This window comes from Mycolicibacterium confluentis (assembly GCF_010729895.1).
Classification (GTDB): Bacteria; Actinomycetota; Actinomycetes; order Mycobacteriales; family Mycobacteriaceae; genus Mycobacterium; species Mycobacterium confluentis.
Genome location: NZ_AP022612.1, coordinates 1387013 through 1412191, shown reverse-complemented (window position 1 = coordinate 1412191; position 25179 = coordinate 1387013). Strand labels below are relative to the sequence as shown.

At 66.4% G+C, this 25179-nt stretch carries 24 protein-coding genes and 2 tRNA genes; 10 read left to right on the top strand and 16 right to left on the bottom strand.

Going from position 1 to position 25179, the window contains the following annotated elements; all coding sequences use genetic code 11:
- Window positions 1-83 precede the first annotated feature (83 nt).
- From G6N34_RS06705 to G6N34_RS06695, 3 genes are read left to right on the top strand one after another with little or no spacing between them, the layout of a single operon-like run.
- A complete protein-coding gene (locus tag G6N34_RS06705) occupies window positions 84-512 on the top strand; it encodes an MmpS family transport accessory protein (protein ID WP_085153082.1) in 429 nt (142 codons plus the stop codon).
- Complete coding sequence (locus tag G6N34_RS06700) at window positions 509-3400, top strand: MMPL/RND family transporter (protein ID WP_085153080.1); 2892 nt, start codon at window positions 509-511, stop codon at window positions 3398-3400. Before G6N34_RS06705 ends, G6N34_RS06700 begins: the two co-directional genes overlap by 4 nt.
- A gap of 42 nt (window positions 3401-3442) precedes the next feature.
- The gene (locus tag G6N34_RS06695) at window positions 3443-3727 is read left to right on the top strand and encodes a hypothetical protein (protein ID WP_085153078.1); all 285 of its coding nucleotides are present in this window, start codon (window positions 3443-3445) and stop codon (window positions 3725-3727) included.
- A 160-nt stretch (window positions 3728-3887) separates the two neighbouring features.
- On the opposite strand, the gene G6N34_RS06690 is transcribed toward G6N34_RS06695, so the two are convergent.
- Together G6N34_RS06690 and G6N34_RS06685 are read right to left on the bottom strand one after the other, a co-directional pair.
- Window positions 3888-4307 carry a DUF5078 domain-containing protein gene (locus G6N34_RS06690; protein WP_109788566.1) on the bottom strand — a complete coding sequence of 140 codons (420 nt, stop codon included), beginning with the start codon at window positions 4305-4307 and terminating at the stop codon, window positions 3888-3890.
- A gap of 71 nt (window positions 4308-4378) precedes the next feature.
- Complete coding sequence (locus G6N34_RS06685) at window positions 4379-4762, bottom strand: DUF732 domain-containing protein (protein WP_085153075.1); 384 nt, start codon at window positions 4760-4762, stop codon at window positions 4379-4381.
- A 76-nt stretch (window positions 4763-4838) separates the two neighbouring features.
- Between G6N34_RS06685 and G6N34_RS06680 the strand changes: the two genes are divergently transcribed.
- Together G6N34_RS06680 and fdhD are read left to right on the top strand one after the other, a co-directional pair.
- On the top strand, window positions 4839-7151 hold the full coding sequence (locus G6N34_RS06680) for an FdhF/YdeP family oxidoreductase (protein ID WP_085153073.1): 2313 nt from the start codon (window positions 4839-4841) through the stop codon (window positions 7149-7151).
- On the top strand, window positions 7139-7966 hold the full coding sequence (gene fdhD / locus G6N34_RS06675) for a formate dehydrogenase accessory sulfurtransferase FdhD (protein ID WP_085153072.1): 828 nt from the start codon (window positions 7139-7141) through the stop codon (window positions 7964-7966). Before G6N34_RS06680 ends, fdhD begins: the two co-directional genes overlap by 13 nt.
- 149 nt (window positions 7967-8115) lie before the next feature.
- On the opposite strand, the gene clpX is transcribed toward fdhD, so the two are convergent.
- The 6 genes from clpX to G6N34_RS06645 all read right to left on the bottom strand — a co-directional run bounded on the left by clpX (window position 8116) and on the right by G6N34_RS06645 (window position 13450).
- Complete coding sequence (gene clpX / locus G6N34_RS06670) at window positions 8116-9402, bottom strand: ATP-dependent Clp protease ATP-binding subunit ClpX (protein WP_085153070.1); 1287 nt, start codon at window positions 9400-9402, stop codon at window positions 8116-8118.
- 635 nt (window positions 9403-10037) lie between these two features.
- Window positions 10038-10196, bottom strand: coding sequence for a hypothetical protein (locus G6N34_RS27700; RefSeq protein WP_179965728.1), 159 nt, complete (start codon window positions 10194-10196; stop codon window positions 10038-10040).
- A 371-nt stretch (window positions 10197-10567) separates the two neighbouring features.
- The gene (locus G6N34_RS06660) at window positions 10568-11200 is read right to left on the bottom strand and encodes an ATP-dependent Clp protease proteolytic subunit (protein WP_085153315.1); all 633 of its coding nucleotides are present in this window, start codon (window positions 11198-11200) and stop codon (window positions 10568-10570) included.
- A gap of 35 nt (window positions 11201-11235) precedes the next feature.
- Complete coding sequence (locus G6N34_RS06655; protein ID WP_109788555.1) at window positions 11236-11820, bottom strand: ATP-dependent Clp protease proteolytic subunit; 585 nt, start codon at window positions 11818-11820, stop codon at window positions 11236-11238.
- A 100-nt stretch (window positions 11821-11920) separates the two neighbouring features.
- Window positions 11921-13324: a trigger factor gene (gene tig / locus G6N34_RS06650; protein ID WP_163645342.1), complete on the bottom strand. Its 1404-nt coding sequence runs from the start codon at window positions 13322-13324 to the stop codon at window positions 11921-11923.
- A 52-nt stretch (window positions 13325-13376) separates the two neighbouring features.
- Window positions 13377-13450: transfer RNA gene (locus G6N34_RS06645), tRNA-Pro, on the bottom strand.
- A 154-nt stretch (window positions 13451-13604) separates the two neighbouring features.
- On the opposite strand from G6N34_RS06645, the gene G6N34_RS06640 reads away from it, so the two are divergent.
- Both G6N34_RS06640 and G6N34_RS06635 read left to right on the top strand, forming a co-directional pair.
- Window positions 13605-13675 (top strand) — tRNA-Gly (locus G6N34_RS06640).
- A gap of 729 nt (window positions 13676-14404) precedes the next feature.
- Window positions 14405-14599, top strand: coding sequence for an excalibur calcium-binding domain-containing protein (locus G6N34_RS06635; RefSeq protein WP_234812962.1), 195 nt, complete (start codon window positions 14405-14407; stop codon window positions 14597-14599).
- A gap of 216 nt (window positions 14600-14815) precedes the next feature.
- Here the strand turns inward: G6N34_RS06635 and G6N34_RS06630 are convergent, their stop codons facing one another.
- Genes G6N34_RS06630 through G6N34_RS06615 form a run of 4 tightly spaced genes read right to left on the bottom strand, consistent with a single transcriptional unit; the run spans window position 14816 to window position 18716 of the window.
- Window positions 14816-15550 (bottom strand): MOSC domain-containing protein, encoded by a 735-nt coding sequence (locus G6N34_RS06630; RefSeq protein ID WP_085153062.1) that lies wholly within the window; start codon window positions 15548-15550, stop codon window positions 14816-14818.
- Complete coding sequence (locus G6N34_RS06625) at window positions 15543-17012, bottom strand: catalase (protein WP_085153060.1); 1470 nt, start codon at window positions 17010-17012, stop codon at window positions 15543-15545. Before G6N34_RS06625 ends, G6N34_RS06630 begins: the two co-directional genes overlap by 8 nt.
- 3 nt (window positions 17013-17015) lie before the next feature.
- Complete coding sequence (locus tag G6N34_RS06620) at window positions 17016-17903, bottom strand: dihydrodipicolinate synthase family protein (RefSeq protein ID WP_085153058.1); 888 nt, start codon at window positions 17901-17903, stop codon at window positions 17016-17018.
- A gap of 27 nt (window positions 17904-17930) precedes the next feature.
- Window positions 17931-18716, bottom strand: coding sequence for an aldolase (locus G6N34_RS06615; protein WP_085153313.1), 786 nt, complete (start codon window positions 18714-18716; stop codon window positions 17931-17933).
- A 92-nt stretch (window positions 18717-18808) separates the two neighbouring features.
- On the opposite strand from G6N34_RS06615, the gene G6N34_RS06610 reads away from it, so the two are divergent.
- Window positions 18809-19357, top strand: a complete 549-nt coding sequence (locus G6N34_RS06610) for a helix-turn-helix domain-containing protein (RefSeq protein ID WP_085153056.1) — start codon at window positions 18809-18811, stop codon at window positions 19355-19357.
- Between the two features lie 3 nt (window positions 19358-19360).
- Here the strand turns inward: G6N34_RS06610 and G6N34_RS06605 are convergent, their stop codons facing one another.
- Window positions 19361-19870: an O-acetyl-ADP-ribose deacetylase gene (locus G6N34_RS06605; protein ID WP_085153054.1), complete on the bottom strand. Its 510-nt coding sequence runs from the start codon at window positions 19868-19870 to the stop codon at window positions 19361-19363.
- Between the two features lie 107 nt (window positions 19871-19977).
- Here G6N34_RS06605 and G6N34_RS06600 point away from each other — a divergent pair, with 107 nt between their 5' ends.
- Entirely contained in the window at window positions 19978-21165 is a 1188-nt protein-coding gene (locus G6N34_RS06600) for a serine hydrolase domain-containing protein (RefSeq protein ID WP_085153311.1), read from the top strand.
- Window positions 21166-21222: 57 nt separating this feature from the next.
- On the top strand, window positions 21223-22035 hold the full coding sequence (locus G6N34_RS06595; protein ID WP_085153052.1) for a hypothetical protein: 813 nt from the start codon (window positions 21223-21225) through the stop codon (window positions 22033-22035).
- Between the two features lie 23 nt (window positions 22036-22058).
- Here the strand turns inward: G6N34_RS06595 and G6N34_RS06590 are convergent, their stop codons facing one another.
- The 3 genes from G6N34_RS06590 to G6N34_RS06580 form a co-directional block, all read right to left on the bottom strand.
- On the bottom strand, window positions 22059-23747 hold the full coding sequence (locus G6N34_RS06590) for a cation:proton antiporter (protein ID WP_085153050.1): 1689 nt from the start codon (window positions 23745-23747) through the stop codon (window positions 22059-22061).
- Window positions 23748-23885: 138 nt separating this feature from the next.
- Window positions 23886-24683, bottom strand: a complete 798-nt coding sequence (locus G6N34_RS06585; protein ID WP_085153048.1) for an Fpg/Nei family DNA glycosylase — start codon at window positions 24681-24683, stop codon at window positions 23886-23888.
- 11 nt (window positions 24684-24694) lie between these two features.
- Window positions 24695-25168 (bottom strand): ribose-5-phosphate isomerase, encoded by a 474-nt coding sequence (locus G6N34_RS06580; protein WP_085153046.1) that lies wholly within the window; start codon window positions 25166-25168, stop codon window positions 24695-24697.
- Window positions 25169-25179: the final 11 nt, after the last annotated feature.

Here is a 25179-nt window from a genome sequence, read left to right as displayed (position 1 = left end):
CCGCGGGCTGATCTGCGTCGGTGAGACACGTCGATTTACAGGGTGAGGGAGCGCGTGGAGCGGCCAACCGGGTGGGGAGTCCAATGTTTCGACTGCTGAAGCGCGTCTGGCTTCCCCTGGTCATCGTGATCGTGTTGGTGATCGGCGGCATGACCGTCTCCCGGATCCGCACCTTCTTCGGCGCAGACGACGGCAGCGGCCTCTCAGCCGCGCCCGCCGAGGACACCGAGCCGTTCAACCCCAAGGTCGTCAAATACGAGATCTTCGGCACCGGCACGATGGCCGACGTTAACTACCTCGACCTCGACGCTGAGCCGCAGCGCGTCGACGGTGCGAGCTTGCCCTGGACGCTGGTGTTGGAGTCGACCGCCCCCTCGGTGTTCCCGAACATCGTGGCCCAGGGTGACGGCGACAGCATCACGTGCCGCGTCACGGTCGACGACGAAGTCAAGGATGAGCGCACCACCACCGGCATCAACGCCCAGACGTTCTGCCTGGTGAAGTCCGCATGAGTGCGCCCGCCCACGACGACACCCCCACCGAGGCGATCCCCGCGGCACACGACAACCGCCGCGGGCTCGCGCGGTTCATCCGGCTGTTCGCGGTGCCGATCATCATCGGCTGGGTCGCAATCATCGCGGCGCTGAACGTGGCCGTGCCGCAGCTCGAGGTCGTCGGGCAGATGCGGTCGGTCTCCCTGGCTCCCGACGATGCACCGTCGGTGATCGCGATGCAGCGCGTCGGCAAGGTCTTTGAGGAGTTCGACTCCAACAGCTCGGTGATGGTCGTGCTCGAGGGCGAGCACCCCCTTGGCGACGACGCCCACCAGTTCTACGACGAGATGGTCGACAAGCTCGAAGCCGACACAGAGCACGTCGAGCACGTCCAGGACTTCTGGGGCGATCCGCTGACGGCCACCGGCGCCCAGAGCCCCGACGGCAAGGCCGCCTACGTCCAGATCTACACCGCAGGCAATCAGGGCGAAGCCCTGGCCAACGAATCCGTGGAAGCCGTCCAGCACATCGTCGCTGGCATCACGCCCCCGGACGGCGTCAAGGCCTATGTGACCGGGCCCGCTGCGCTCTCAGCCGACCAGCACATCGCTGGTGACCGCAGCATGCAGGTGATCACGATGCTCACCTTCACGGTGATCATCGTGATGCTGCTGCTGGTCTATCGCTCGGTCGTCACCCTGCTGCTCACTCTGGTGCTGGTGGTGCTGTCGCTGTCGGCAGCCCGTGGTGTGGTCGCGTTCCTGGGCTGGTACGAGATCATCGGCCTGTCGACATTCGCCACCAACCTTCTTGTGACGCTGGCGATTGCGGCCGCGACCGACTACGCGATCTTCCTGATAGGCCGATATCAGGAGGCCCGGGCTGCCGGCGAGGATCGAGAGTCGGCCTACTACACGATGTTCCACGGCACGGCGCACGTCATCCTCGGTTCGGGTATGACGATCGCCGGCGCGACCCTGTGCCTGCACTTCACGCGCCTGCCGTACTTCCAGTCCATGGGCGTTCCCCTGGCGGTCGGCATGACCGTCGTGGTCATCGCCGGCATCACGCTGGGCGCCGCCATCATCAGCGTGGCAAGTCGGTTCGGCAAGGTTCTCGAGCCCAAACGCGCCATGCGCGTGCGTGGGTGGCGCAAGCTCGGTGCCGCCGTCGTGCGGTGGCCCGGTCCGATCCTGGTGGCCGCCATCGCTTTGTCGCTGGTCGGTCTGCTGACCCTGCCGGGCTACATGACCAACTACAACGACCGCGACTACCTGCCCGCCGACCTGCCCGCCAACGTGGGTTACGCCGCGGCGGATCGACACTTCTCGCAGGCCCGGATGAACCCCGAACTGCTGATGATCGAAAGCGATCACGATCTGCGCAACTCGGCGGACTTCCTGGTCATCGACAAGATCGCCAAGCAGATCTTCCGCGTGCCGGGAGTCGGTCGGGTGCAGGCGATCACGCGTCCACAGGGCACGCCGATCGAGCACACCTCGATCCCGTTCCAGATCAGCATGCAGGGCACCACGCAGCGCATGAACGAGAAGTACCAGCAGGACACGATGGCCAACATGCTCAAGCAGGCCGATGACATGCAGACGACCATCAACACGATGGAGAAGATGCAGAACATCACCGTGCAGATGGCCGACACCACGCACAGCATGGTCACCAAGATGAAAGACATGACCGTCGACATCGCCGAACTGCGGGACCACATCAGTGATTTCGATGATTTCCTGCGACCGATCCGGAACTACCTGTACTGGGAACCGCACTGCTACAACATCCCGGTGTGCTGGTCGATCCGGTCGATCTTCGACACCCTCGACGGCATCGACACCATGACCGACGACATCCAGCAGTTGATGCCGGACATGGAACGCCTCGATGAGCTCATGCCGCAGATGGTCGCGCTCATGCCGTCGATGATCTCGACCATGAAGAACATGAAGACCTACATGCTCACGATGTATCAGACGCAGAAGGGCATGCAGGACCAGATGTCGGCCATGCAGGAGAACTCGACTGCCATGGGCCAGGCCTTCGACGCATCCAAGAACGACGACTCCTTCTACCTGCCGCCGGAGACGTTCGAGAACCCGGACTTCAAGCGCGGCATGAAGATGTTCCTGTCCCCGGACGGGCACGCGGTGCGGTTCATCATCAGCCACGAGGGCGACCCGATGAGCCCCGAGGGCATCAAGCACATCGCCGCCATCAAACAGGCGGCCAAGGAGGCGCTCAAGGGCACTCCGCTGGAGGGCTCCAAGATCTACCTCGGTGGCACCGCGGCGACGTTCAAGGACATGCAGGAGGGTGCCAACTACGACCTGCTGATCGCCGGCATCGCCGCGCTGTGCCTGATCTTCATCATCATGCTGATCATCACCCGCGCCATCGTGGCCGCCGCGGTCATCGTCGGCACCGTCGTGCTCTCGCTGGGCGCCTCATTCGGGCTGTCGGTGTTGATCTGGCAGCACATCATCGGCATCGAACTGCACTGGATGGTGCTGGCCATGGCCGTCATCGTGCTGCTGGCCGTCGGCGCGGACTACAACCTGCTGTTGGTGGCGCGGTTCAAGGAGGAGATCCACGCCGGGTTGAACACCGGCATCATCCGTGCGATGGGCGGTACGGGGTCGGTGGTGACCTCGGCGGGCCTGGTGTTCGCGTTCACGATGTCCTCGATGGCCGTCAGTGAACTGACCGTCATCGGCCAGGTCGGCACGACCATCGGCCTGGGTCTGCTGTTCGACACGTTGGTGATCCGGTCCTTCATGGTTCCCTCGATTGCGGCGCTGCTTGGAAAGTGGTTCTGGTGGCCGCAGCGGGTCCGGCAGCGCCCAGTGCCCGCACCCTGGCCCAAGCCGCAGTCCGAGGAATCGGCTTCCGTCTAAGCTGGTAGACAGGCATTGGACACCGATGCTGGGAGGCAATACATGAGTTCGATCAAGACCGCCTTGTCCGCCGTCGCCATGGCGGGCGGTCTCACCGCGGCCGCACTGGGGCTGGGAGCAACGCTGGCCAGTGCCACTCCCCCACCTCCGCCGCCGCCCGCACCAGTCGTGGGCGAGGTTCCGCCGGCATGGGCACCGCCGAAACCTGCCGAGTTCTGGCAGGGCCAACCCGTCGTCTGGTTCTCGGGCTGGGGTGGCCGCTGGGGCGTATGGCTCAACGGCGCCTTCATGCCGCTGACCTCGAACCCCGTCACCGGCGGCGGCTAGGCGGATTTTTTTGCTCACGAGGCTGTAGTTGCCGCGATGCGTACTCGCACTTTCGCACGGCAACGACAGCCTCGGCGCATGTCCAGCCCCAGAAACGGCCCGGAAACGACTACGTGGGCGCGGCTTTCGCCGCGCCCACGTAATCAAAAGTCTGAGACGCCTACAGCATCCAGGTCCACACAGCCGGGTCAGAGACCGGGTATTCGTTGCAGACATCGGTCGCGTGGGCCGCGACGCCCTTGTTGTTGAAGAACAGCTTGGCCCAGTTGCCCCACCGCGTCGCCATCTGCTCGAAGTAGACGTTGGTGGCGGTGTTCTCCGAGTACTGCCGGCGACCGGCGTAGTCCAGCGAGAAGAACCAGTAGATCCGGTCCCGCGCCCCCTGCTGCACGTCGAGCGGGCGGTTGTTGTAGTCGATCATGTAGCGCTCGTAGTACACCGGACTGGTGTCCCGAACCGCCGCCATGTACTGGTCGACGGTGCATGTGGTCTTGAGTATCCGGTTCGGAATCGGATAGTCATCGGTGCTGTCGGCCGCGGCGATACCGGGTACGGCCGCCAAACCGGCGCTGACCGCCATGGCTGCCACCCCCGCACGCAGCACTCCCTTGAACCGCTTGTGGTCGAACATATTCCCTCCCTGGGTGGTCACTAGCCCCGCTCAGCCGGCAGGACCGGGCCGGACACATCGGCAGGCGGAGCAACGGGTTGACCGGCCGCCTGCTGCAGGACGTACTGCTTGTCCGGGCAGTAGGTGGGGATGGCCAGACCCAAGAACTGCCACGCCTGTTCAGTGGTGCTGCCCTTGTCCAGCTGGTCGAGCACGAACTCCGCCGAGGCGAACGCGTCCGCGTCGACGCCCCGAGCAAGGCGTTTACACGCGATCTTGCCGATCCAGGCGTTGTAGTCCTTCTGCCCGTAGATGCCGTAGATGTGCAGTGCATTGGTGAAATCGGTGTCCGGGTCGGCCTGTGCCGGCGCGGCCAATCCCAATGCCACAGCTACTGCGGCAAACGCAATACTGGCTGCCTTCATCCCATGATCTTAGCTTGTCGAACAGTTCTGAGGCCCTGATCCCCGACGTTGTTGGCAGGCGGCTTAGGCTTGGGATATGGGATCTCGCCGGCACCCGGACCAGGACATCGACGCCTCCTACGATGAGCATGCGGTGGTCGCCACCGGCCGCAAAGGCGAGGCCGCGGGCGTCAAGGCGGTGCTGGTCTCCCTGAATCGCGGCCTGCAGCAGATGGGCGCGCTGCGGACCGCGGCGACGCTGACGCGGCTCAACCAGCGGCACGGTTTCGACTGCCCGGGATGCGCGTGGCCAGAGGCTCCCGGAGGCCGCAAACCCGCCGAGTTCTGTGAGAACGGCGCCAAGGCCGTCGCCGAGGAGGCCACCAAACGCACCGTGACGCCGGAGTTCTTCGCCCGGCATTCGGTGGCCGAGTTGTCGGAGAAGCCCGAGTACTGGCTCTCACAGCAGGGGCGGCTCACCCATCCGATGGTGCTGCGCCCCGGCGACACGCATTACCGGCCGATCTCCTGGGACGAGTCCTACCGGCTGATCGCCGAGCACCTCAACGCCCTCGACGACCCCGATCAGGCCCTCTTCTACACCTCGGGCCGGACCAGCAACGAAGCCGCGTTCCTCTACCAACTGCTGGTCCGCAGCTTCGGCACCAACAACCTGCCGGACTGCTCCAACATGTGCCATGAGTCGTCGGGAACGGCACTGGTCGACGCGATCGGAATCGGCAAGGGTTCGGTCTCGGTGCTCGACCTCGAGCACGCCGACTGCATCGTCATCGCGGGCCAGAACCCCGGAACCAACCATCCGCGCATGCTGTCGGTGCTGGAGACGGCGAAGGCCAACGGCGCCAAGATCATCGCGATCAATCCCCTGCCCGAAGCCGGCCTGATGCGCTTCAAGGATCCGCAGAAGGTGCACGGCGTCGTCGGCGACGGCGTCGCCCTCACCGACGAGTTCGTCCAGATCCGCATCGGCGGTGACATGGCCCTGTTCGCCGGGCTCGGGCGCCTGCTGCTCGAAGCCGACGACGCCGCGCCGGGCACAGTGGTCGACCGCGAGTTCATCGCCACGCACTGCGCGGGTTTCGACGACTACGAGGCTCAGACCCGGGCCGTCGACCTCGACACGGTCGTTGAGGCCACCGGAATCCCGCTCGCCCAGATCCAGCGGGTGGCGCAGATGCTGATCGAGTCCGAGCGCACCGTGGTCTGCTGGGCGATGGGGCTGACCCAGCAGCGGCACGCCGTGGCCACCATCGGCGAGGCCACCAACCTGCTGCTCATGCGCGGCATGATCGGAAAGCCCGGGGCTGGCGTCTGCCCGGTGCGTGGCCATTCCAACGTCCAGGGTGACCGCACCATGGGCATCTGGGAGAAGATGCCGGAGCCCTTCCTGGCCGCGCTGGACGCCAAGTTCGGGATCAAGAGTCCGCGGCGGCACGGGTACGACACGGTCGACGCGATCCGCGCGATGCGCGACGGACGGGCGAAGACCTTCATCGCGATGGGCGGCAACTTCGTCTCGGCCAGCCCCGACACCGAGGTCACCGAGGCCGCACTGCGCCGCTGCGACCTCACGGTCCAGATCTCGACGAAGCTCAACCGCAGCCATGTCGTACACGGACGCACCGCGCTGATCCTGCCGACGCTGGGCCGCACCGACAAGGACATCCAGGCCGCCGGGAAACAGTTGGTGTCCGTGGAGGATTCGATGTCCGTGGTGCACTTGTCCCGCGGCAGCCTGCAGCCCCCGAGCAGTGAGGTGCGCAGCGAGGTCGCGATCCTGTGCCAACTCGCGCGTCAGGTCTTGGGCCCGGATCACCCGGTGCCGTGGGAGTCGATGATGAGCGACTACGACCGCATCCGCGATGCGATCGCCGACGTCGTGCCGGGCTGCACTGACTACAACAGGCGGGTGCGGCAGCCCGACGGGTTCCAGCTCCCCCACCCGCCGCGTGACTCGCGCGAATTCCCCACTCACACAGGTAAAGCCAACTTCTCGGTCAACCCACTGGAGTGGGTTCCGGTGCCGCCGGGACGGCTGATCCTGCAGACCCTGCGCAGCCACGACCAGTACAACACCACCATCTACGGCCTCGACGACCGCTACCGCGGCGTGAAGGGCGGCCGCCGGGTGGTGTTCGTCAACCCCGCCGACATCGAGGCACTCGGCCTCGCCGACGGCGCCCGCGTCGATCTGATCTCCGAGTTCGACGGAGAGGAACGGGTCGCGAAAGACTTTCTGGTGGTGCCGTATTCGACACCGGCAGGCAACGCGGCCGCCTACTACCCGGAGACCAATCCACTGGTGCCTCTCGACCACACGGCCGCTCGGTCCAACACGCCGGTGTCCAAGGCCGTCGTGATCCGCTTGGAGCCGGTGTGGGCCGGGTGACCGCACGGCGGCGGGCCACCCACCTGTCGTCCACCCAGATCACACAGCGACCGGAGACCCTGGCCGTCGAAGAACCGCTGGAGATCCGCCTCAACGGCACTCCACTGACCGTCACCATGCGCACACCGGGTTCGGATGTTGAACTCGCGCAGGGATTTCTGCTCACCGAGGGGATCATCGCCGCGCGCGCCGAGGTGTCGAACGTCCGGTACTGCAGGGGCGCGACGGAGGACGGCGCCAACACCTACAACGTCCTCGACGTGACGTTGGCCCCCGGTGTGCCACTGCCCGACGTGGACCTGCGTCGCAACTTCTACACCACGTCGTCGTGCGGCATCTGCGGCAAGGCATCGCTGGATGCCGTCGCCGCCGTCAGCCGCCACGCTCCCGGCGACGATCCCACCGTCGTCTCAGCCGCCACTCTGGTCGAGTTGCCCGCCAAACTGCGGGCGGCGCAGAAGGTTTTCGCGAGCACCGGAGGCCTGCACGGAGCAGCGCTGTTCACCCCTGACGGCGAACTGCTGGTGACCCGGGAGGACATCGGCCGGCACAACGCGGTCGACAAGGTCATCGGCTGGGCGCTGGAGGACAACCGGATTCCCTTGACCGGCACGGTGCTGCTGGTCAGCGGGCGGGCGTCGTTCGAGCTGACGCAGAAGGCCGTGATGGCGGGCATCCCGATCATGGCCGCCGTGTCGGCGCCGTCGTCTCTGGCGGTGGACCTGGCCAGCCAGTCCGGGTTGACGCTGGTGGCGTTTCTGCGCGGCGAGTCGATGAACATCTACAGCCGACCCGACCGCATCAAGCACGACTGAGCGGGCGCAGTCTCCTCGAAAATGCATTCAGGGTCGTGATCCTCGCGGATTCACGACCCTGGATGCAATTTCGGCGTGGCCGAGGGCGTTAGGCGGTCCCTATTCGCCTGACTCCTCAACGCGGCTCGTACCTCGCCGCTTGATCGTCGTCAGGCGGACTTATCCCGACGCTCGGAACGCGAGGGCTTACGCGGCACGATCGTCGGCAGCACGTTGTCGAGGACGGTCTCCTTGGTGACGACCACCTTGGCGACGTCGTCGCGGCTGGGGATGTCATACATCGCGGGCTGGAGCACCTCTTCCATGATGGCGCGCAGACCGCGAGCACCGGTGCCGCGATGGATGGCCTGATCGGCGATCGCGTCGAGGGCCTCGGGCGTCATCTCCAGTTCGACACCGTCCATCTCGAAGAGCCTGGTGTACTGCTTGACCAGGGCGTTCTTCGGGGCGGACAGAATCTGCACCAGCGATTCCTTGTCCAGGTTGGTCACCGACGCCACGACGGGCAGACGACCGATGAACTCGGGGATCAGGCCGAACTTGATCAGATCCTCGGGCATCACCTCGGCGAAGTGGTCCTGGGTGTCGATCTCGGCCTTCGAACGCACCTCGGCGCCAAAGCCCAGACCGCGCTTGCCGACCCGATCCGAGACGATCTTCTCCAGGCCCGCGAACGCGCCCGCCACGATGAACAGCACGTTCGTGGTGTCGATCTGGATGAACTCCTGATGCGGGTGCTTGCGGCCGCCCTGCGGGGGCACCGAGGCCTGCGTGCCCTCCAGGATCTTCAACAGCGCCTGCTGCACACCCTCACCCGACACATCGCGCGTGATCGACGGGTTCTCGCTCTTGCGGGCGATCTTGTCGACCTCGTCGATGTAGATGATGCCGGTCTCGGCGCGCTTGACGTCGTAGTCGGCGGCCTGGATGAGCTTGAGCAGGATGTTCTCGACATCCTCGCCCACATAACCAGCCTCGGTGAGCGCTGTGGCGTCGGCAATGGCGAACGGAACGTTGAGCATCTTGGCCAGCGTCTGCGCCAGGTAGGTCTTGCCGCAGCCCGTCGGGCCGAGCATCAAGATGTTGGACTTGGCCAGCTCGACCGACTCCGACGAGCGCCCGTCCCGGCCGCCCTTCTCGCCTGCCTGGATTCGCTTGTAGTGGTTGTAGACCGCGACGGCCAGCGTCCGCTTGGCAGTGTCCTGACCAATGACGTAACCCTCGAGGAACTCGCGGATCTCGGCCGGCTTGGGGAGTTCATCGAGCTTGACGTCATCGGCGTCAGCAAGCTCTTCCTCGATGATCTCGTTGCACAGGTCGATGCATTCGTCACAGATGTATACGCCGGGGCCCGCAATGAGCTTCTTGACCTGCTTCTGACTCTTTCCGCAGAACGAGCACTTCAGCAGGTCACCGCCGTCTCCGATGCGCGCCATGTGGGGGGGTCCTACTTCCTGTAGCAGTCACTCATTGATGGGTTGCCCCGGGTGTAAACCCGACGCTACCCGCTAGCTCCGTCGCGGGGCGACCGAAGGGCCGAATCGCGGCGGTGCCGTTTGTTCGCGTGCAGGAGAACATATCTCTCGCGGTGAGCTGTTGCCCGACGGCACGCTGGTCGTGTCCCGCGCGTGTTGTCCTAGTTACGCAAATGCGGTCGAAACGCATGTTCACACCGAGCCCCAGGATACCTGCCAGGACGAAACACCTGGTCGCGCCGATAAGGCCGATACCGGCCCGCGCCGGTCGCCTCCGCCCGGCGCCGTACCGGACCCGACAGGCCTTTCTCCGGCCCCTGCCGACGCTCGGACTCCGGTCCTCGACCCGGCCCGGATCACCACACGATCGCCGGCCGGCCGCTGCCGGTGGTGGACCACACACCCAGCCTGGCAGCACCGTGCTCGTGTGGATCGGCGTCACACATTGTTCAGCGTCATCGAACGGCCGGTGGACCGAACCTGGCGCGCCCGATCTGTATCGATGCGATGCGGCTGGACGCTGGCGGCTTCATCGCTGGGCCGCCCTGGGCGGCACCGCGCAACTGGGAGTGTGATCGGCGACGGCGCGACCACGTTCAGCCGCTGACGTTAACGAGGACCCAGTCCCCCAGGCCCGGCTGGTCCGGGGCCGACCGGACCGGGTCCAACCGGGCCGGGGCCGACAGGACCGGGGCCGACAGGACCGGGGCCGACAGGACCGGGGCCGACAGGACCGGGGCCGACAGGACCGACACCGCCAACCCCTACCGGACCGGCCGGGCCGAGGACGGGGTTCACTCCGTAGGGCAGGCATTGGACCACTGCCGGGTTCCAGTACATCCCGACCGGACACACCGGATCTTCGGCCATGCTGATGGCAGGCGACACCGCCTGCGTGCACAGCGCGGCACCAAACGTCAGCGCTACCAGCGTCACGCGTCGTCCGTTGATCGGCATCACTGCCACCTCCCACAGGTTCTTGACGGATCAAGGATCTCACCTGACCATCGCCAGGGAGGCAGTTTTGACACAAACGGCAATTAAGGAACGTCGCATCCGCCCGGGGGCGCCAAACACTCGACCCCGGCTCGCGATGCGAACCGGGGTCGAGTCTGTGTTCTGGCGGTCAGGCGAGCTGAGCGGACAGCTTGCGGTACTCCAGCACGGTGTCGATGATGCCGTATTCCTTGGCCTCTTCGGCCGTCAGAATCTTGTCGCGGTCGGTGTCCTTGCGGATCTGCTCGGGCGCACGACCCGTGTGTCGCGCCAGCGTGGTGTCCATCAAAGTGCGCATGCGCTCGATCTCAGCGGCCTGGATCTCCAGATCGGAGACCTGACCCTGGATCGCACCGCCGACGGCGGGCTGGTGGATCAGGACGCGGGCGTTCGGCAGCGCCATCCGCTTGCCGGGTGTGCCCGCGGCCAGCAGCACGGCGGCGGCCGACGCGGCCTGGCCCAGGCACACGGTCTGGATGTCGGCGCGGACGTACTGCATGGTGTCGTAGATCGCCATCAGCGACGTGAACGACCCACCCGGGGAGTTGATGTACATCGTGATGTCGCGGTCGGGATCCAGCGACTCGAGCACCAGAAGCTGGGCCATGATGTCGTTGGCCGACGCGTCGTCCACCTGCACACCGAGGAAGATGATGCGCTCCTCGAACAGCTTGTTGTACGGGTTGGACTCCTTGACACCGAAGCTGGAGTGCTCGATGAACGACGGCAGGATGTAGCGCGACTGCGGCGAGGGCGCGGCCATGCCGTGCGGAGCCTGAGCGCCGATGTGAGACTGGGTCATGAGGCACTCCCGTTCAAGTGGGCGCGGGTGATGATGTGGTCGACGAAGCCGTACTCGAGGGCCTCCGACGCGGTGAACCAGCGGTCACGATCCGCGTCGGCCTCGATGCGCTCCAGCGACTGGCCGGTGAACTCGGCGTTGAGCCGGTTCATCTCCTTCTTGGTCAGAGCGAACTGCTCGGCCTGGATCGCGATGTCGGCGGCGCTGCCACCGATGCCGGCGGACGGCTGGTGCATCATGATCCGCGCGTGCGGCAGGGCGAACCGCTTGCCCTTGGTGCCCGCAGCGAGCAGGAACTCACCCATCGAGGCGGCCAGACCCATCGCGTAGGTCGCGACGTCGCAGGGTGCCAGCACCATGGTGTCGTAGATGGCCATACCGGCCGTCACCGAACCACCCGGCGAGTTGATGTAGAGGTTGATGTCCTTGGTCGGATCCTCGGCGGCGAGCAGAAGAATCTGCGCGCAGAGCCGATTGGCGATGTCATCGTCGACCTGGGTGCCCAGGAAGATGATCCGCTCGGCGAGCAACCGCTCATAGACCGAATCCGTAAGGTTCAGGCCCATCGCACCGGAACGCATTTCAGTCACGGCTACCTGCTTTCTCGTATGTGTTCTCGACCGACACTAACGAACCTGCGGCGGTGCGCATGCCGGAGGACACGCGCTTTCGCTCACAGCTTCACGCGTTGGTGTCGGCGTCCTCTGCAGCGGCGGCCTCATCAGCCTCAGCCTCATCAGCCTCGTCCTCGTCGGCCGCGTCGTCACCGGAGCCGAAGAACTCGGTGGTGTCGATCACGTTGCCCGCCGTGTCGGTGACCGTCGCGGCCTCGACGACCGCGGCCACCGTCAGCCCACGACGCACGTCGGCGTACATGGCCGGGAGCTGGTTGTTCTGCTGCAGGAGCTGGATGAGCTGCTGCGGCTCGATGCCGTACTGACGCGACATGAGCACCAGGCGCTCGGTGATGTCCTGCTGGCCGACCTGGATGTCCAGGTCGTCGGCGATGGCGTCCATCAGCAGCTGGGTCTTGACGGCCTTCTCGGCGTTGCTGCGCGTGTCGGCGTCGAACTCCTCGCGCGAGGAGCCCTGCTCCTTGAGCGCCTCCTCGAACTTGGCCTCGTCGTGGTCCAGACCGTGAATCGCGTTGTGCACGGTGTCGTCGATCTGGGCCTGCACGATCTTCTCGGGCAGCGGCACCTCGACCTGCTCGAGCAGGGTCTCCAGCGCGGCGTCGCGGATCTTCTCGGCCTGCTGGATGCTCTTGAAGCGGGTCACCTGCTCGGTGAGGTTGTTCTTGAGCTCGTCGATGGTGTCGAACTCGCTGGCCAGCTGAGCGAACTCGTCGTCGGCCTCGGGCAGTTCACGTTCCTTCACGGACTTGACCGTGACGGTCACCTCCGCGTCCTGGCCGGCGTGCGGGCCCGCCACGAGCTTGGTGGTGAAAACCTTGGTCTCGTCGACCGACAGGCCGATGATGGCGTCGTCGAGGCCCTCGATGAGCTGACCCGAGCCCACCTCGTGCGACAGGCCCTCGGTCTTGGCCTCGGGCACGTCCTCACCCTCGACGGTGGCCGACAGGTCGATCGACACGAAGTCACCGTTGGCGACCGCGCGCTCGACGCTCTTGAGGGTGCCGAACCGGGCGCGCAGCGACTCCAGTTCCTTCTCGACGTCCTCGTCGGCGACCTCGACCGGGTCGACCGTGATCTTCAGGGCGCTCAGGTCGGGCAGCGTGATCTCGGGGCGGATGTCGACCTCAGCGGTGAACACCAGTTCCTGGCCGTCCTCGAGCTTGGTGATCTCGATCTCGGGCTGGCCCAGCGGCTTGACCTCGGTGGAGGTGACGGCCTCGCTGTAGCGGGCCGGCAGCGCGTCGTTGACGACCTGCTCGAGCACTGCGGCGCGGCCGACGCGGGCCTCGAGCAGCTTGCGCGGGGCCTTGCCGGGACGGAAGCCGGGCAGCCGGACCTGCTGGGCCAACTGCTTGAACGCGCGATCGAAATCGGGTTCGAGCTCGTCGAACGGGACCTCCACGTTCAGGCGCACCCGGGTGGGGCTCAACTGCTCGACGGTGCTCTTCACTTCGCTAACTCCTCGGATGGGTCTATCTGGGCGTCTTACGGGTCGTACTCGGTCGGGGTGACAGGATTTGAACCTGCGGCCTTCCGCTCCCAAAGCGGATGCGCTACCAAGCTGCGCTACACCCCGAATGCTGGTCGGACGTTCGTTAGGAAAGCCCACGGCATCCTACGGCCTGCATGCAGCACAGAGCCAAGTCACCTGGGACACGCAAAGCCGTGACCGGGACCTGAGTTGAATATGATCTCGGACGGGCCGTACAGTTCTGGCTCGAGCACAACACGCGGGCGTAGCTCAATGGTAGAGCCCTAGTCTTCCAAACTAGCTACGCGGGTTCGATTCCCGTCGCCCGCTCTGAGAAAACAAGAGGTCAGGCCGTTTTATGGCCTGACCTGTTGTTTTATCGGGGGTGATCCGCCCGCGCAGCCCACACAGCCCCTCCCCGGCGCCCGGTTCAGTCCCCGACGCGTGACCAGACCGCGGTCAGGTTCGCGGCGGGGCACGTCCCGGCCGACACCCGTCAACTCCCGCACGTGGCCGCCGGCCACCGCTGTCGGAGTGCCGGCGCCCGTCCCGCAGCCGGGGATCTCCTGCGTTCGTTGCCAGCCAGTTGCCAATCCAGTTTCTGACGCCGTGCCTCCAGTCCCGTACCGACGGCATCGCCTTCCGGAAACTCCAAGGCGACGAGGACCGAGTCGCCAAACTGAGCGACGACGTACGTCCCGCTGAACAGGCCCCGCCCACCGCCACCGCGCGACCCCACCGCCCCGGCCCCGAGCACCACCACTACTTCGGCCATCCCCTGCATCGTTCGCCGCTTCATGCGCTCGCCCCGGTTGATCACACTGAAGGCCACCGCATGGGCCTGGCGGGGCCGGCCGGGACAAAGAACAGCGATCGCCGGCGGACACGTCAGCAATCGACGACGGGAGGCAGCCGGGTCGAATCTGGAAACGAGGACGGCGACGTCCGCCGGAGGCGACCAGACTGAAATCGCGAAAACGCTGGCGATCTTGACCCGGTCCGCACTAGGGTACGGCCAGCATGACGCGAACGTAAATTTAACATCCAAAGGGGGAGAGCGTGTTTCGCACTTCAATGATCGCCGCGACGCTGGTCCTGGCCGCACTCGCCGGAGCACCGTCGGCCACGGCAGAAGCGCCGTTCCGCAACTGCACCGAGGCCAAGCAGGCCGGCCACTACAACATCCCGCAGGGCAGCGACTACTACTGGTCCGGCGGAGACCGCGACGGCGACGGAATTGCGTGCGAAGCCTGACCCCGCGCTGCGGATGGGAGCCGACGAAGCCGTACCAGACGTCGAGGATGGCCTCGGTCTGTCCCGCCAGCACTTCACCGGCCGTGCGCAGGGCGGCCTGGTCGTCAGGCCCGAACAGCAGACTGGCCGACAGCTACTCGAGGTCTTGGGCCGTGACCGGCGAGGGGGCGAGAGCGGGATCCTCGTAGGTGTAGCCGGCAATTGCAGTGTCCACGGTCATGATGACTCCTTTGTCGTTACCGATGGTGTTGTTGCGGTGGTGGTTCCGTACAGACGTGCGGCCTGTTCCTCGTGCTCCCCCGCCAGCCGCCGGTGCAGCAGCGCCCGCCAGGCCGCAGGGAGTACGTCGGGGTGCTCAAGCAGTCGTCCGGCGCCGGCGCGATCGGTGCGGTCGATGTTGAGGACTCGGTGCACTTCAGCGGCGGTGATGCCGTGCCGCGGACGTGAGAGAAGATGCAGCCGGTCTCCGGCTCGCAGCCGACCCGGCCCCAGAACGCGGAAGTACATGCCGGTGCGTCCGGATCGCTGGACCTCCACAGCCACGTCCCCCGCGCGCTTGTCAATGCCGTGAAAGGCCGACAGTTTGTAGCAGGGCCGGCGCGGTTGCGTGACCTGCAGCAGCACCGTGCCGACCTGGTAGACGGCACCGATGACGGCGTCACTCTCGAGAAGGCCGAAGGTGGTGAGGTTCTCCCCGAACGCCGGATAGCTCACTGGGCCGAGGGCGTCGCTCCACGCCGGGTAGTGCTCGCCGGAATAGGCCATCACCGCCTTGTCCAGACCCCCGTGATGTTCCCGGTCCCCCTGTTCATCTCCGGCCAGACCGAGGCGGCCGACCCACACCGATTCCGACGTGCTGGCTTTGGCGATGGCGGTCGAGACCACCCGACCCCGCCACGGCAGTGACTGGACGCGCCCGACCGAGACGGCCAGCACTCGTGCGTCACTCATCGGCCCGCACGGTCAGGGCCGCGATCGCCGCCGCGACTCCCGCGCCGTATGCGGGGTCGGCCTGCGTGCAGTTGTCGATGTGGCGCTGTTGAACTTCCGGGGACGCACCCGCGATGGCGCGGGCGGTGTTGTCGAACAGCACCTGCCGCTGCGCGGCGTTCATCGAGCGGAACAGGTTGCCGGGCTGCTCGAAGTAGTTGTCGTCGTCCTTGCGGAAATCCCAATGATCGGCCGCACCTTCGATTTTCAGCGCGGGCTCGGCGTACTGCGCCTGCTGGCTCCACACCCCGAAGCTGTTGGGCTCGTATCCGAGGGTGAAGCCGGCGTTGCCGTCGACGCGCATCGCACCGTCACGGTGGTAGCTGCCCACCGGGCACCGTGGCGCGTTGACGGGGATCGAGTGGTGGTTGACCCCTAAGCGGTAGCGCTGCGTGTCGCCGTAGGAGAACAACCTGCCGTGCAGCATCCTGTCCGGCGAGAACCCTATGCCAGGAACGACGTTGGCCGGGTTGAACGCGGCCTGCTCGACCTCGGCGAAGTAGTTCTCGGGGTTGCGGTTGAGTTCGAGTTCACCGACCTCGAGGAGCGGATAGTCCGATTTCGGCCACACCTTGGTCAGGTCGAACGGGTGGTACGGCACCGTCGCGGCGTCGGCCTCCGGCATGACCTGGATGTACAGAGTCCAGCGTGGGAAGTCGCCGTTCTCGATGGCGGTGTACAGATCACGCTGGTGACTCTCGCGGTCCCGGCCGACCAGGTCCTGGGCCTGTGCGTCGGTCAGGTTTCGGATGCCCTGTTGGGTCCGCCAGTGGAACTTGACCCAGTGCCGTTCGTTCGCCTCATTGAGCATGCTGAAGGTGTGCGAGCCGAAGCCGTGCATATGCCGGTAGCTGGCCGGTATGCCGCGCTCACTCATGATGATCGTGACCTGGTGCAGCGCCTCGGGCAGCAGGGTCCAGAAGTCCCAATTGTTCTGCGGGCTACGCAGGTTGGTCCGCGGGTCGCGTTTCACCGCATGGTTGAGGTCCGGGAACTTGAGCGGGTCCCGCATGAAGAACACCGGGGTGTTGTTGCCCACGAGGTCCCAGTTGCCCTCCTCGGTGTAGCAGCGGACGGCGAATCCGCGGATGTCGCGTTCGGCGTCGGCGGCGCCGCGTTCGCCGGCGACTGTCGAGAACCGGACGAACGTGTCGGTGGCCTTGCCGACCTCGGCGAAGAGTGCCGCCCTGGTGTAGCGGGTGATGTCGTGGGTGACCGTGAAGGTGCCGTAGGCCCCCGACCCCTTGGCGTGCATGCGACGTTCCGGGATCACCTCACGATCGAAGTGGGCCATCTTCTCCAGGAACCAGACGTCCTGGAGCAGCATCGGCCCGCGCGCACCGGCGGTCATGCTGTCCTGGTTGTCAACGACGGGAGCGCCTGCGGCAGTGGTCAGTCCGCTGAAGGGACATTGATTCGGCATGGTCTAGTCCTCCGCCAACATGGTCTTGAGTTCGGTGCGGCCGGCGGAGTCCAACGGCAGCAGGGGTGGGCGCGGTGCGCCGACGTCGGTGCCGAGAAGTTCGAGTCCGGCCTTGACGGTGGTGGGCAGTCCACCGGCGACGATGAAGCGCAGCAGCGGCGCCAGATCGTCGTAGATCTCCTGGGCGCGGCCCCGGTTTCCACTGCGGACCGCGGCGTACAGATCCAGGCACGGCTGCGGCCGCAGATTCGGCGCCGCCGTGCACCATCCGGCCGCACCCTCGGTCAGGGCGTCGAGCACCAGCGGGTTGCTGCCGTTGTAGAACGGCAACTCCCCGTCGGACAGCTCCTTGATGCGCTGCATGCGCGTGAGGTCACCCGTGGACTCCTTGACCATGGTCAGGTTGTCGATGTCGGTGAACATCTCGACGATCAGCTCGGGACTCATGTCGACACCGCTGGTCGCGGGGTTGTTGTAGGCCATGATCGGCAGCTCGACGGCCGCAGCGACGCTGGCGTAGTGCTGGGCGATCTCGCGGTCGGTGAGCTTCCAGTAGGACACCGGCAGGATCATCAGCGCGTCCGCGCCCGCCCGCTGCGCATGCTTGGCGCGCCGAATGGTGTTGGCGGTCGTCAGGTCAGAGACTCCGACAATCACGGGGACGCGGCCGTTGACCACCCCGACGGTGGTGTCGACGACGGTGTCGAACTCGGTCTCGGTCAAGTACGCCGACTCCCCGGTGCTGCCCAGTGGGGCGATGGCGTGGGCTCCCGTGGACACCAGCTGCTCGACGAGCGCGGCGAGCCTGCCGGTGTCGACACTCTCACCGTCCTCGGTGAACGGCGTGACGGGATAGGCGATGATGCCGTGGATTTCGGTGCTGTTGGTCATCAGGGGTCTCCTCCGGGTGGTGTGGGGTCAGCTGTCGAGTGCGTCGGGATGGCGGACGAGGGCGCGGCGGGCGTAGTAGGCGAAGTTGGCCTCGCTGCGCTTGGGCTTGAGCGTCCAGTCGTGGGCCTCGCGGGCCAGTCGATCGGGCAGTTCCGCGATGGTGCCTGCCGCCATGGCGGCGAGCTGCAGCTTGGCGCCGCGTTCAATCAGCATCGCCAACGAGCAGGCCTCCTCGACAGTCGCCCCGGCGACGACGTGCCCGTGGTGGGCCAGCAGGATCGCCTTCTTGTCGCCGAGGGCGGCCGAGATGATCTCGCCCTCCTCGTTGCCGACCGGCACGCCCGGCCAATCCGCCAGGAAGGCGCAGTCGTCGTACAACGGCGCGATGTCCATCTGCGAGACGATCAGCGGAACCTCAAGCATGGCCAGCGCCGCCACGTGGAACGGGTGGGTGTGCACAATGCAGTTCACGTCCGGCCGGGCCCGGTAGATCCAGGAGTGGAAGCGGTTGGCAGGGTTGGCCATTCCATCACCGTCGAGAACATTGAGGTCCTCGTCGACCAGCAGCAGGTTCCCGGCGGTGATCTCGTCGAAGCCGAGTCCGAGACGCTGCGTGTAGTACGTCCCGGGAACCTCCGCGCGGGCGGTGATCTGACCCGCGAGACCCGAGTCATGTCCGGCGTCGAACAGCGCGCGGCACGTCAGCGCGAGCTTCTCCCGAATCGTCAGATCAGACTCGGCGACGTTGCGGGACAGGCCGTCGAGGGCGCGTCGCATCAGGTCACTCTTCGAATCATGCAGGGTGCTTGCCATCTTGATGTCTCCTTCCGTGTTCACGTCTTCATGACACGTTGGAGACTGTAGGACACCTTGTGTCATATCGTCAATGGGGTATTCTGGCGGCTGTGAGTGGAGTGTTGCGTGCCGTCCGCCAACAGCGCGGTCTGACACTGGATGACCTGGCGGCCGACACCGGGCTGACCAAGAGCTATCTTTCCAAGGTCGAGAGAGGACAGAGCGTCCCCTCAATCGCGGCCGCACTGAAGATCTCTCGTGCGCTCGATGTCGATGTGGCGCAGTTGTTCTCCAGCGATACCGAAGCGACGACCATCAGCGTGGAACGGGCCTCCGATCGCGGCACGGAGCGCAACCACGCCATCGCGGCGGGCATGCTGGGCAAGACCATGTCGCCATTCGTGGTGCGCCCGGGCCGGACGTTCACAACCCACGCCCACACCACCCACGTCGGCCAGGAGTTCATTTTCGTCCACCGCGGTGCGGTGGAGCTCAATCACGACGGCCGCATCATCGCGCTCGAGACCGGGGACTGCGTGTACTTCGATGCGTCAGCACCGCACAAGCTGCGACAACTCGGCGAGGAGACCGCCGAAGTGGTGGTGGTCGCCTGCCAGGGGCCGGGACAGGCCCCAGCGCCGCGCCGACGTCAGACCTGATATTCAGCTCAGCGCGGTCTCGAACGCCCGATAGCCGTGCGCGTCGAACAGCACGAACCGCACCTCCTCGACCACATGGGCGAAGGACCGGACCGTCTCGATCGCGATCCGGGCCCCGTCGTCCATGGGCCAGCCGTACACGCCCGTCGAGATCGCCGGAAAAACCACCGTCGAGGCACCGAGTTCGCCTGCGACACGCAGGGATTCGCGATAGCACGACGCGAGCAGCGCCGAACGGTCCTCCGACTGCGACCAGACGGGGCCGACCGTGTGGATCACCCAGCGCGCGTTGAGGTCTCCGGCGGTGGAGGCGACCGCCTGCCCGGTGGGCAGGCCGGCCGGATAGTCCGTTTCGCGCAGTCGGCGGCACTCGGCCAGGATCGCCGGACCGCCGCGGCGGTGGATCGCACCGTCGACTCCCCCGCCACCGAGGAGCGACGAGTTGGCCGCGTTGACGATGGCATCAGCGGATTCGGAGGTGATGTCTCCCTGGACGAGGCGGATCGTCGCCATATCCGCCACTGTAGGCCGGTGGGGTCCGGTCACGGCGACGTCTCGAAACGCTTGCGATTGACTGTGGATCATCGTGTGCGGCCCCAGTGGTCCGTACATTCGGTGAGATGCCCGACGAGGCCCGCACCGCAGGATCATGTGCATCGAAGTTCGATGGTGTCCGTGCGGCTTTCGAACGCAATTTCTCGCGTGGTGACGAGGTCGGCGCGGCCGTCGCGGTGTGGGTCGACGGCGAACTGGTCGTCAACCTCTGGGGCGGACATGCCGACGCCGCCCGCCGTCGCCCGTGGCGCCAGAACACGCTGGCCAGTGTCTTCTCCGGCAGCAAGGGCCTGACCAGCACCTGCGTCCATCTGCTGGCCGAACGCGGTGAAGTGGAGCTCGACGCGCCTGTCGCCCGCTACTGGCCCGAATTCGGCCAGGCCGGAAAGGAGTCCATCACGCTGGCGATGGTGCTGGGCCACCGCTCCGGGGTGATCGCACCGCAACGCCCGATGTCGTGGCAGGAGGTCACCGACTGGGAGGCCGTCTGCGCCGCCCTCGCCGCCGCCCGACCCTGGTGGCAACCGGGTGCGGCGCAGGGCTATCACATGGTCAGCTTCGGCATCATCCTCGGTGAGGTGGTCCGCCGGGTGACGGGTCGAACGCTCGGCCAGTACCTGCGCACCGAGATCGCCGAACCGATCGGGGCCGACGTGCACATCGGCCTGCCGCCCGCAATGCATCGGCGCTGCGCGGAGATGGTCAACAAACCGCACATCCGCGACGTGCTGGCCGCCGGTCAGGCGCCGACGCATCCGCAGTCCCTCGACGAACATCCGATGGCCGGTTTGGCAGTCGCGATGGGCTTCGTCCCCGACGACGAACTCGGATCCCACGACCTGACGTCTTGGCGTGCAGCGGAATTCCCGGGCACCAACGCTCACGTGTCGGCGCTGGGAATGGCGACGTTCTACAACGCGATGGCCTGCGAGAAGCTGCTCACTCGGGAGCATATGAACCGAATCCGGCTGTCCCAGGGCGGTTTCGACGACGACGTCGTGCTGGGACCGCGAGTGGCCGACCACGGTTGGGGGTTGGGCTACATGCTCAACCAGCGGAGTGTCGCCGGGCCCAACCGACTCTCGTTCGGCCACGGCGGATCCGGCGGATCGTTCGCGTTCGTCGATCTCGAGCACCGGATCGGCTACGCGTACATCATGAACCACTTCGACGCGACCAAGTGCAACGCCGATCCGCGGTCGGTGGCACTGTCCGACGAGGTGTACGCGGCCTTGGGCGTGACATACGAGTGACGCGGGTGCGGTTTCGCGTTGCGCGAAACCGCCACTTGCTGTGAGTACGCTGGACGCATGAATGGCGCCCTGCTGATCCTCATCCTGGTGGTTGTCGTGGCGATCGGCCTCGCCGTCTACAGCTCGTCGCAGGCCTCGGGCCGCCGCGCGGCCACGTCGCTGGCCGACGCCAAGGCCGACGCCCGGCGGGTCATCGACCGTCTCGGCGGTCAGGTGCTCAACCTGTCCGGCAACGACGATGCGTCCAAGCAGGCCATGGCCGACGCCTCGGAGCGGTACACCGCGGCGTCGTCTCAGATCGAACAGGCCACGACCGCCAAGCAGGCGCTGCTGTCCAAGGAGAGTGCGCTCGAGGGCCTCTACTACGTGCGTGCGGCGCGGGTCGCGATGGGCATGGACCCCGGACCCGAACTGGAGACGCTGGCAGGCCAGAAGTCGGCTGGGACCGTGACCGAGGACCGTCGGGTCCAGGTCGAGGGGCGTGAGATCGAAGCCTCCCCCACGCCGTCGCAGCGCACCCCGAACTACTACCCCGGCGGTCGGGTGGCCGGCCGGCCCGTGCCCGCCGGCTGGTACTCCGAGCCCTGGTGGAAGCCCGCTCTGGTCGCCGGCGCGTGGGGTATGGGTTCGGTGCTGCTGTTCAGCGCGCTGTTCTCCGGTATGTCCGGAGTGAACTATGACGCCCAGGCGTTCGAGGACGGCTACGGCGAGGGCTTCGACCAGGGTCTGGAAGCCGGTGACGGTGGTGGCTTCGACGGCGGCGACGGCGGCGGCGGCTGGGATGGCGGCGGCGGTGACGGCGGAGGCTGGGGAGATTTCGGTGGCGGCGGCGACTTCGGCGGCGGGGATTTCGGCGGGTTCGACTTCTGACCCTCTGACGGCTGCCGAGCGACCTACAGGCGGCTCTCCAACCGCGCGGACACGCCGGCCTCCTGAAGGTCGAGGCGGTCCAGCATGGCCCGCACGGCCTCGTCCTCGATGCGGCCCTCGTCGCGCTCGATGATCAGCGCGGCGCGCTGTGCCGCCAGCACATCGCGGTACAGCGCCGAGAACACGGCCGACCGCTTGGTGTGCGCCTCAGGGTCGGGCATCTCGTCGGCATCCTGCGAGTGCCGGGCCACGCGTTCCCCGATCTCGGCGAGCACGCGCGGATCCATCCCGGCTGGCGGGTTGGCCCGGAACTCCGTCAACACCTGATCGGCCGCCGAGTACACGACGTGTTCGGCCTTGATCTCCTCGTTGCGGTCGGCATCGTGGTCGTCGTTGAACCGGGACAACCGGAGTCGCCGGATCAGGAACGGCAGCGTCCACCCCTGCAACAGAAGGGTGCCGACGCTGACGACGAAGGCGATCGCCTGGATCGTGGCCCGTTCGGGGAACGGCTCGCCGCTGACCGTCGTGGCTGGGATGGCCGCGGCGGCGGCCAAAGTGACCACGCCGCGCATCCCCGTCCAGGACACCACGAGGTTCTCCTGCCAGGTCAGCCTGCGTCGGTCGATCATCGACCTCCACTTGGCCACCGGTCTGCTGCGGCGGCGCACCCCGAGCGCACCGCGTCCGCCGGGCGGTGCCGGCACACTGAACCGCTTCTCGACCTGATGGGACAGGAGACCTCGGCCGAACATCAGGAACACCGACAGCGGGCGGATGACGAGGACGATCAGCAGCACCACCCCGGACGCCAGAGCGACCTGCGCCAGCGACTCGTGGGCCTCACGCAGGTCCTCGAGCACGAACCGGAGGTGTAATCCGATGTAGGCGAACACAAACGCCTCGAGGAGTACGTCCACGGAATTCCACACGTAGCGTTCCTGCAGGCGGGTCTGATAACCGGCGCCCAGGGCGCCGTTGCCCACGACGAACCCCGCGACGACGACGGCGAGCACGCCGGAGGCGTGGATGTGTTCGGCGGCGATGAACGCCGCGAACGGCACCAACAGACCCTGAATGGTCTCGAGTCCCGGGTTGGCCAGGCGCCGCCGGATCCACAGTGTCACGTAGCCGAGGAGTGCTCCAACCAGTGGGCCCACCACCGCGCTGTAGCTGAACAGCAGCACCGGGTTCTCGATGAAGGTGTGCGTGCCGACCACTTGGGCGACCGCGATGGAGAACAGCGTCAGCGCGGCCGCGTCGTTGATGAGGCTCTCGCCGGTGAGGATGGCCATCATGCGCTTGGGCAGGCCGAGTTTGCGGCCGACCGCCACGGCGGTGACTGCATCCGGCGGGGCCACCACGGCACCGAGAACCAGTGCGGTGGCAAAGGTCAGTGGCACCACCACGAGCCATGAGGACACGGCCGCGACGACCACCGCAGTGACCACCACGAGACCGACACCCAGGCCGAGGATGGGTTTGATGTTCCGCATGAAGGTGGGGAACGAGAAGTCGAGCGCGGCCGAATACAACAGCGGGGGGAGAACCACGGTGAGCAGGATGTGCGAATCCAGTTCAGGCGCTTCGAAGCCCGGCAGGAACGACACCGCGATGCCGACCATGACGATGATGAGCGCGGGTTCCAGCCCACGCCGGTGAGCCATAGCAGTGACCACGATGGCGCCGACGACGACGAGAATCAATTCCACTCAGCAATTATCCAGGTCAGCGCGCATTCTTTCGCCCTGAGATCGGGGCGAGTCCAGATTCCGGTCCCGGCGCGACTGCGGTGAACGCGAAGTCTGGCGCCGGATGTCGACCTCCCCGCAGTCTCGGCGCAGAGGAATCTAGGTCTGGCAGGTGGGGCACCAGAACAGGTTGCGTCCCTCGACGACGGCGGTGCGGACCTCGGTGCCGCACACCCGGCACACCTCGCCGGCCCGGCGATACACATAGGTTCTCGGCCGCCCGGGCCCGTACGCTGGCGCGCCGTGGTCGTCCTCGGGACGGACTACGACGATCTTGCCGCGCCGCACGCCCACCTTCATCAATGCCACCAGGTCGCGCCACATGGCGTCGAACTCGTCGGCCCCGATCGTCACGCCGGACCGGTACGGGTCGATGCGGTGTCGGTACAGCAGTTCGCTTCGGTAGACGTTGCCCACCCCGGCCAGCACCGACTGGTCCATCAGCAGCGCGCCGATCGCCCTGCGGGACTTGGTGATTCGACTCCAGGCCAGGCTGGGGTCGGCATCCGGGCGCAGGGGGTCGGGCCCGAGTTTGGCAACGACGTCGCCGATCTCGGCCTCGGCGATCACCTCACACACCGTGGGGCCACGCAGGTCGGTGCCGTAGTCGGCACCGATCATCCGCATCCGTACCTGCCCGACCGGGTCGGGGATGTCGGTGGTCGCGAACTCACCGAAGGACCCGTAGAGGCCGAGGTGGATGTGCACCACCTTGGCGCCGTCGTAATGGTGGAACAGGTGCTTGCCCCAGGCCGTGGCCTTGCGCAGCACGCGACCGTCCACCAGGGCCGCGCCGTCGGTGAAGCGACCCTGCGGGCTGCCGACGCGCACGGGCGCGCGGCCATAGCGACGCTGGTGCAACCGGGCCAACCGATGCAGCGTGTGCCCCTCGGGCATACAGGTGGTGCCTAGGCGCCCGGCACGGCCGGAGCTTCGTGCGACTTCTCGTAGTCGGCGAGAATGTCGATGCGCCGCTGATGCCGATCGGCCTCCGACCACTTCGTGGTCAGGAACGCGTCGACGATGGCCAACGCCTCCTCGGTGGTGTGCATCCGGCCACCGATGCCGATCAGCTGGGCGTTGTTGTGCTCGCGGGCCAGCGCGGCGGTTTCGGTGCTCCAGGCCAGCGCGCACCGCGCACCCGGGACCTTGTTCGCCGCGATCTGCTCACCGTTGCCCGACCCGCCGAGCACGATGCCCAGGCTGCCGGGATCGGCCACGGTCTTGGCGGCGGCCGCGATGCAGAACGCCGGGTAGTCGTCCTCGGCGTCGTAGGTGAAAGCACCGCAGTCGATCGGCTCGTGACCGTTCTGCTTCAAATGCTCGACGATGGCCTGCTTGAGTTCATATCCGGCGTGATCGGCACCGAGGTAGACGCGCATGGCCGATACCC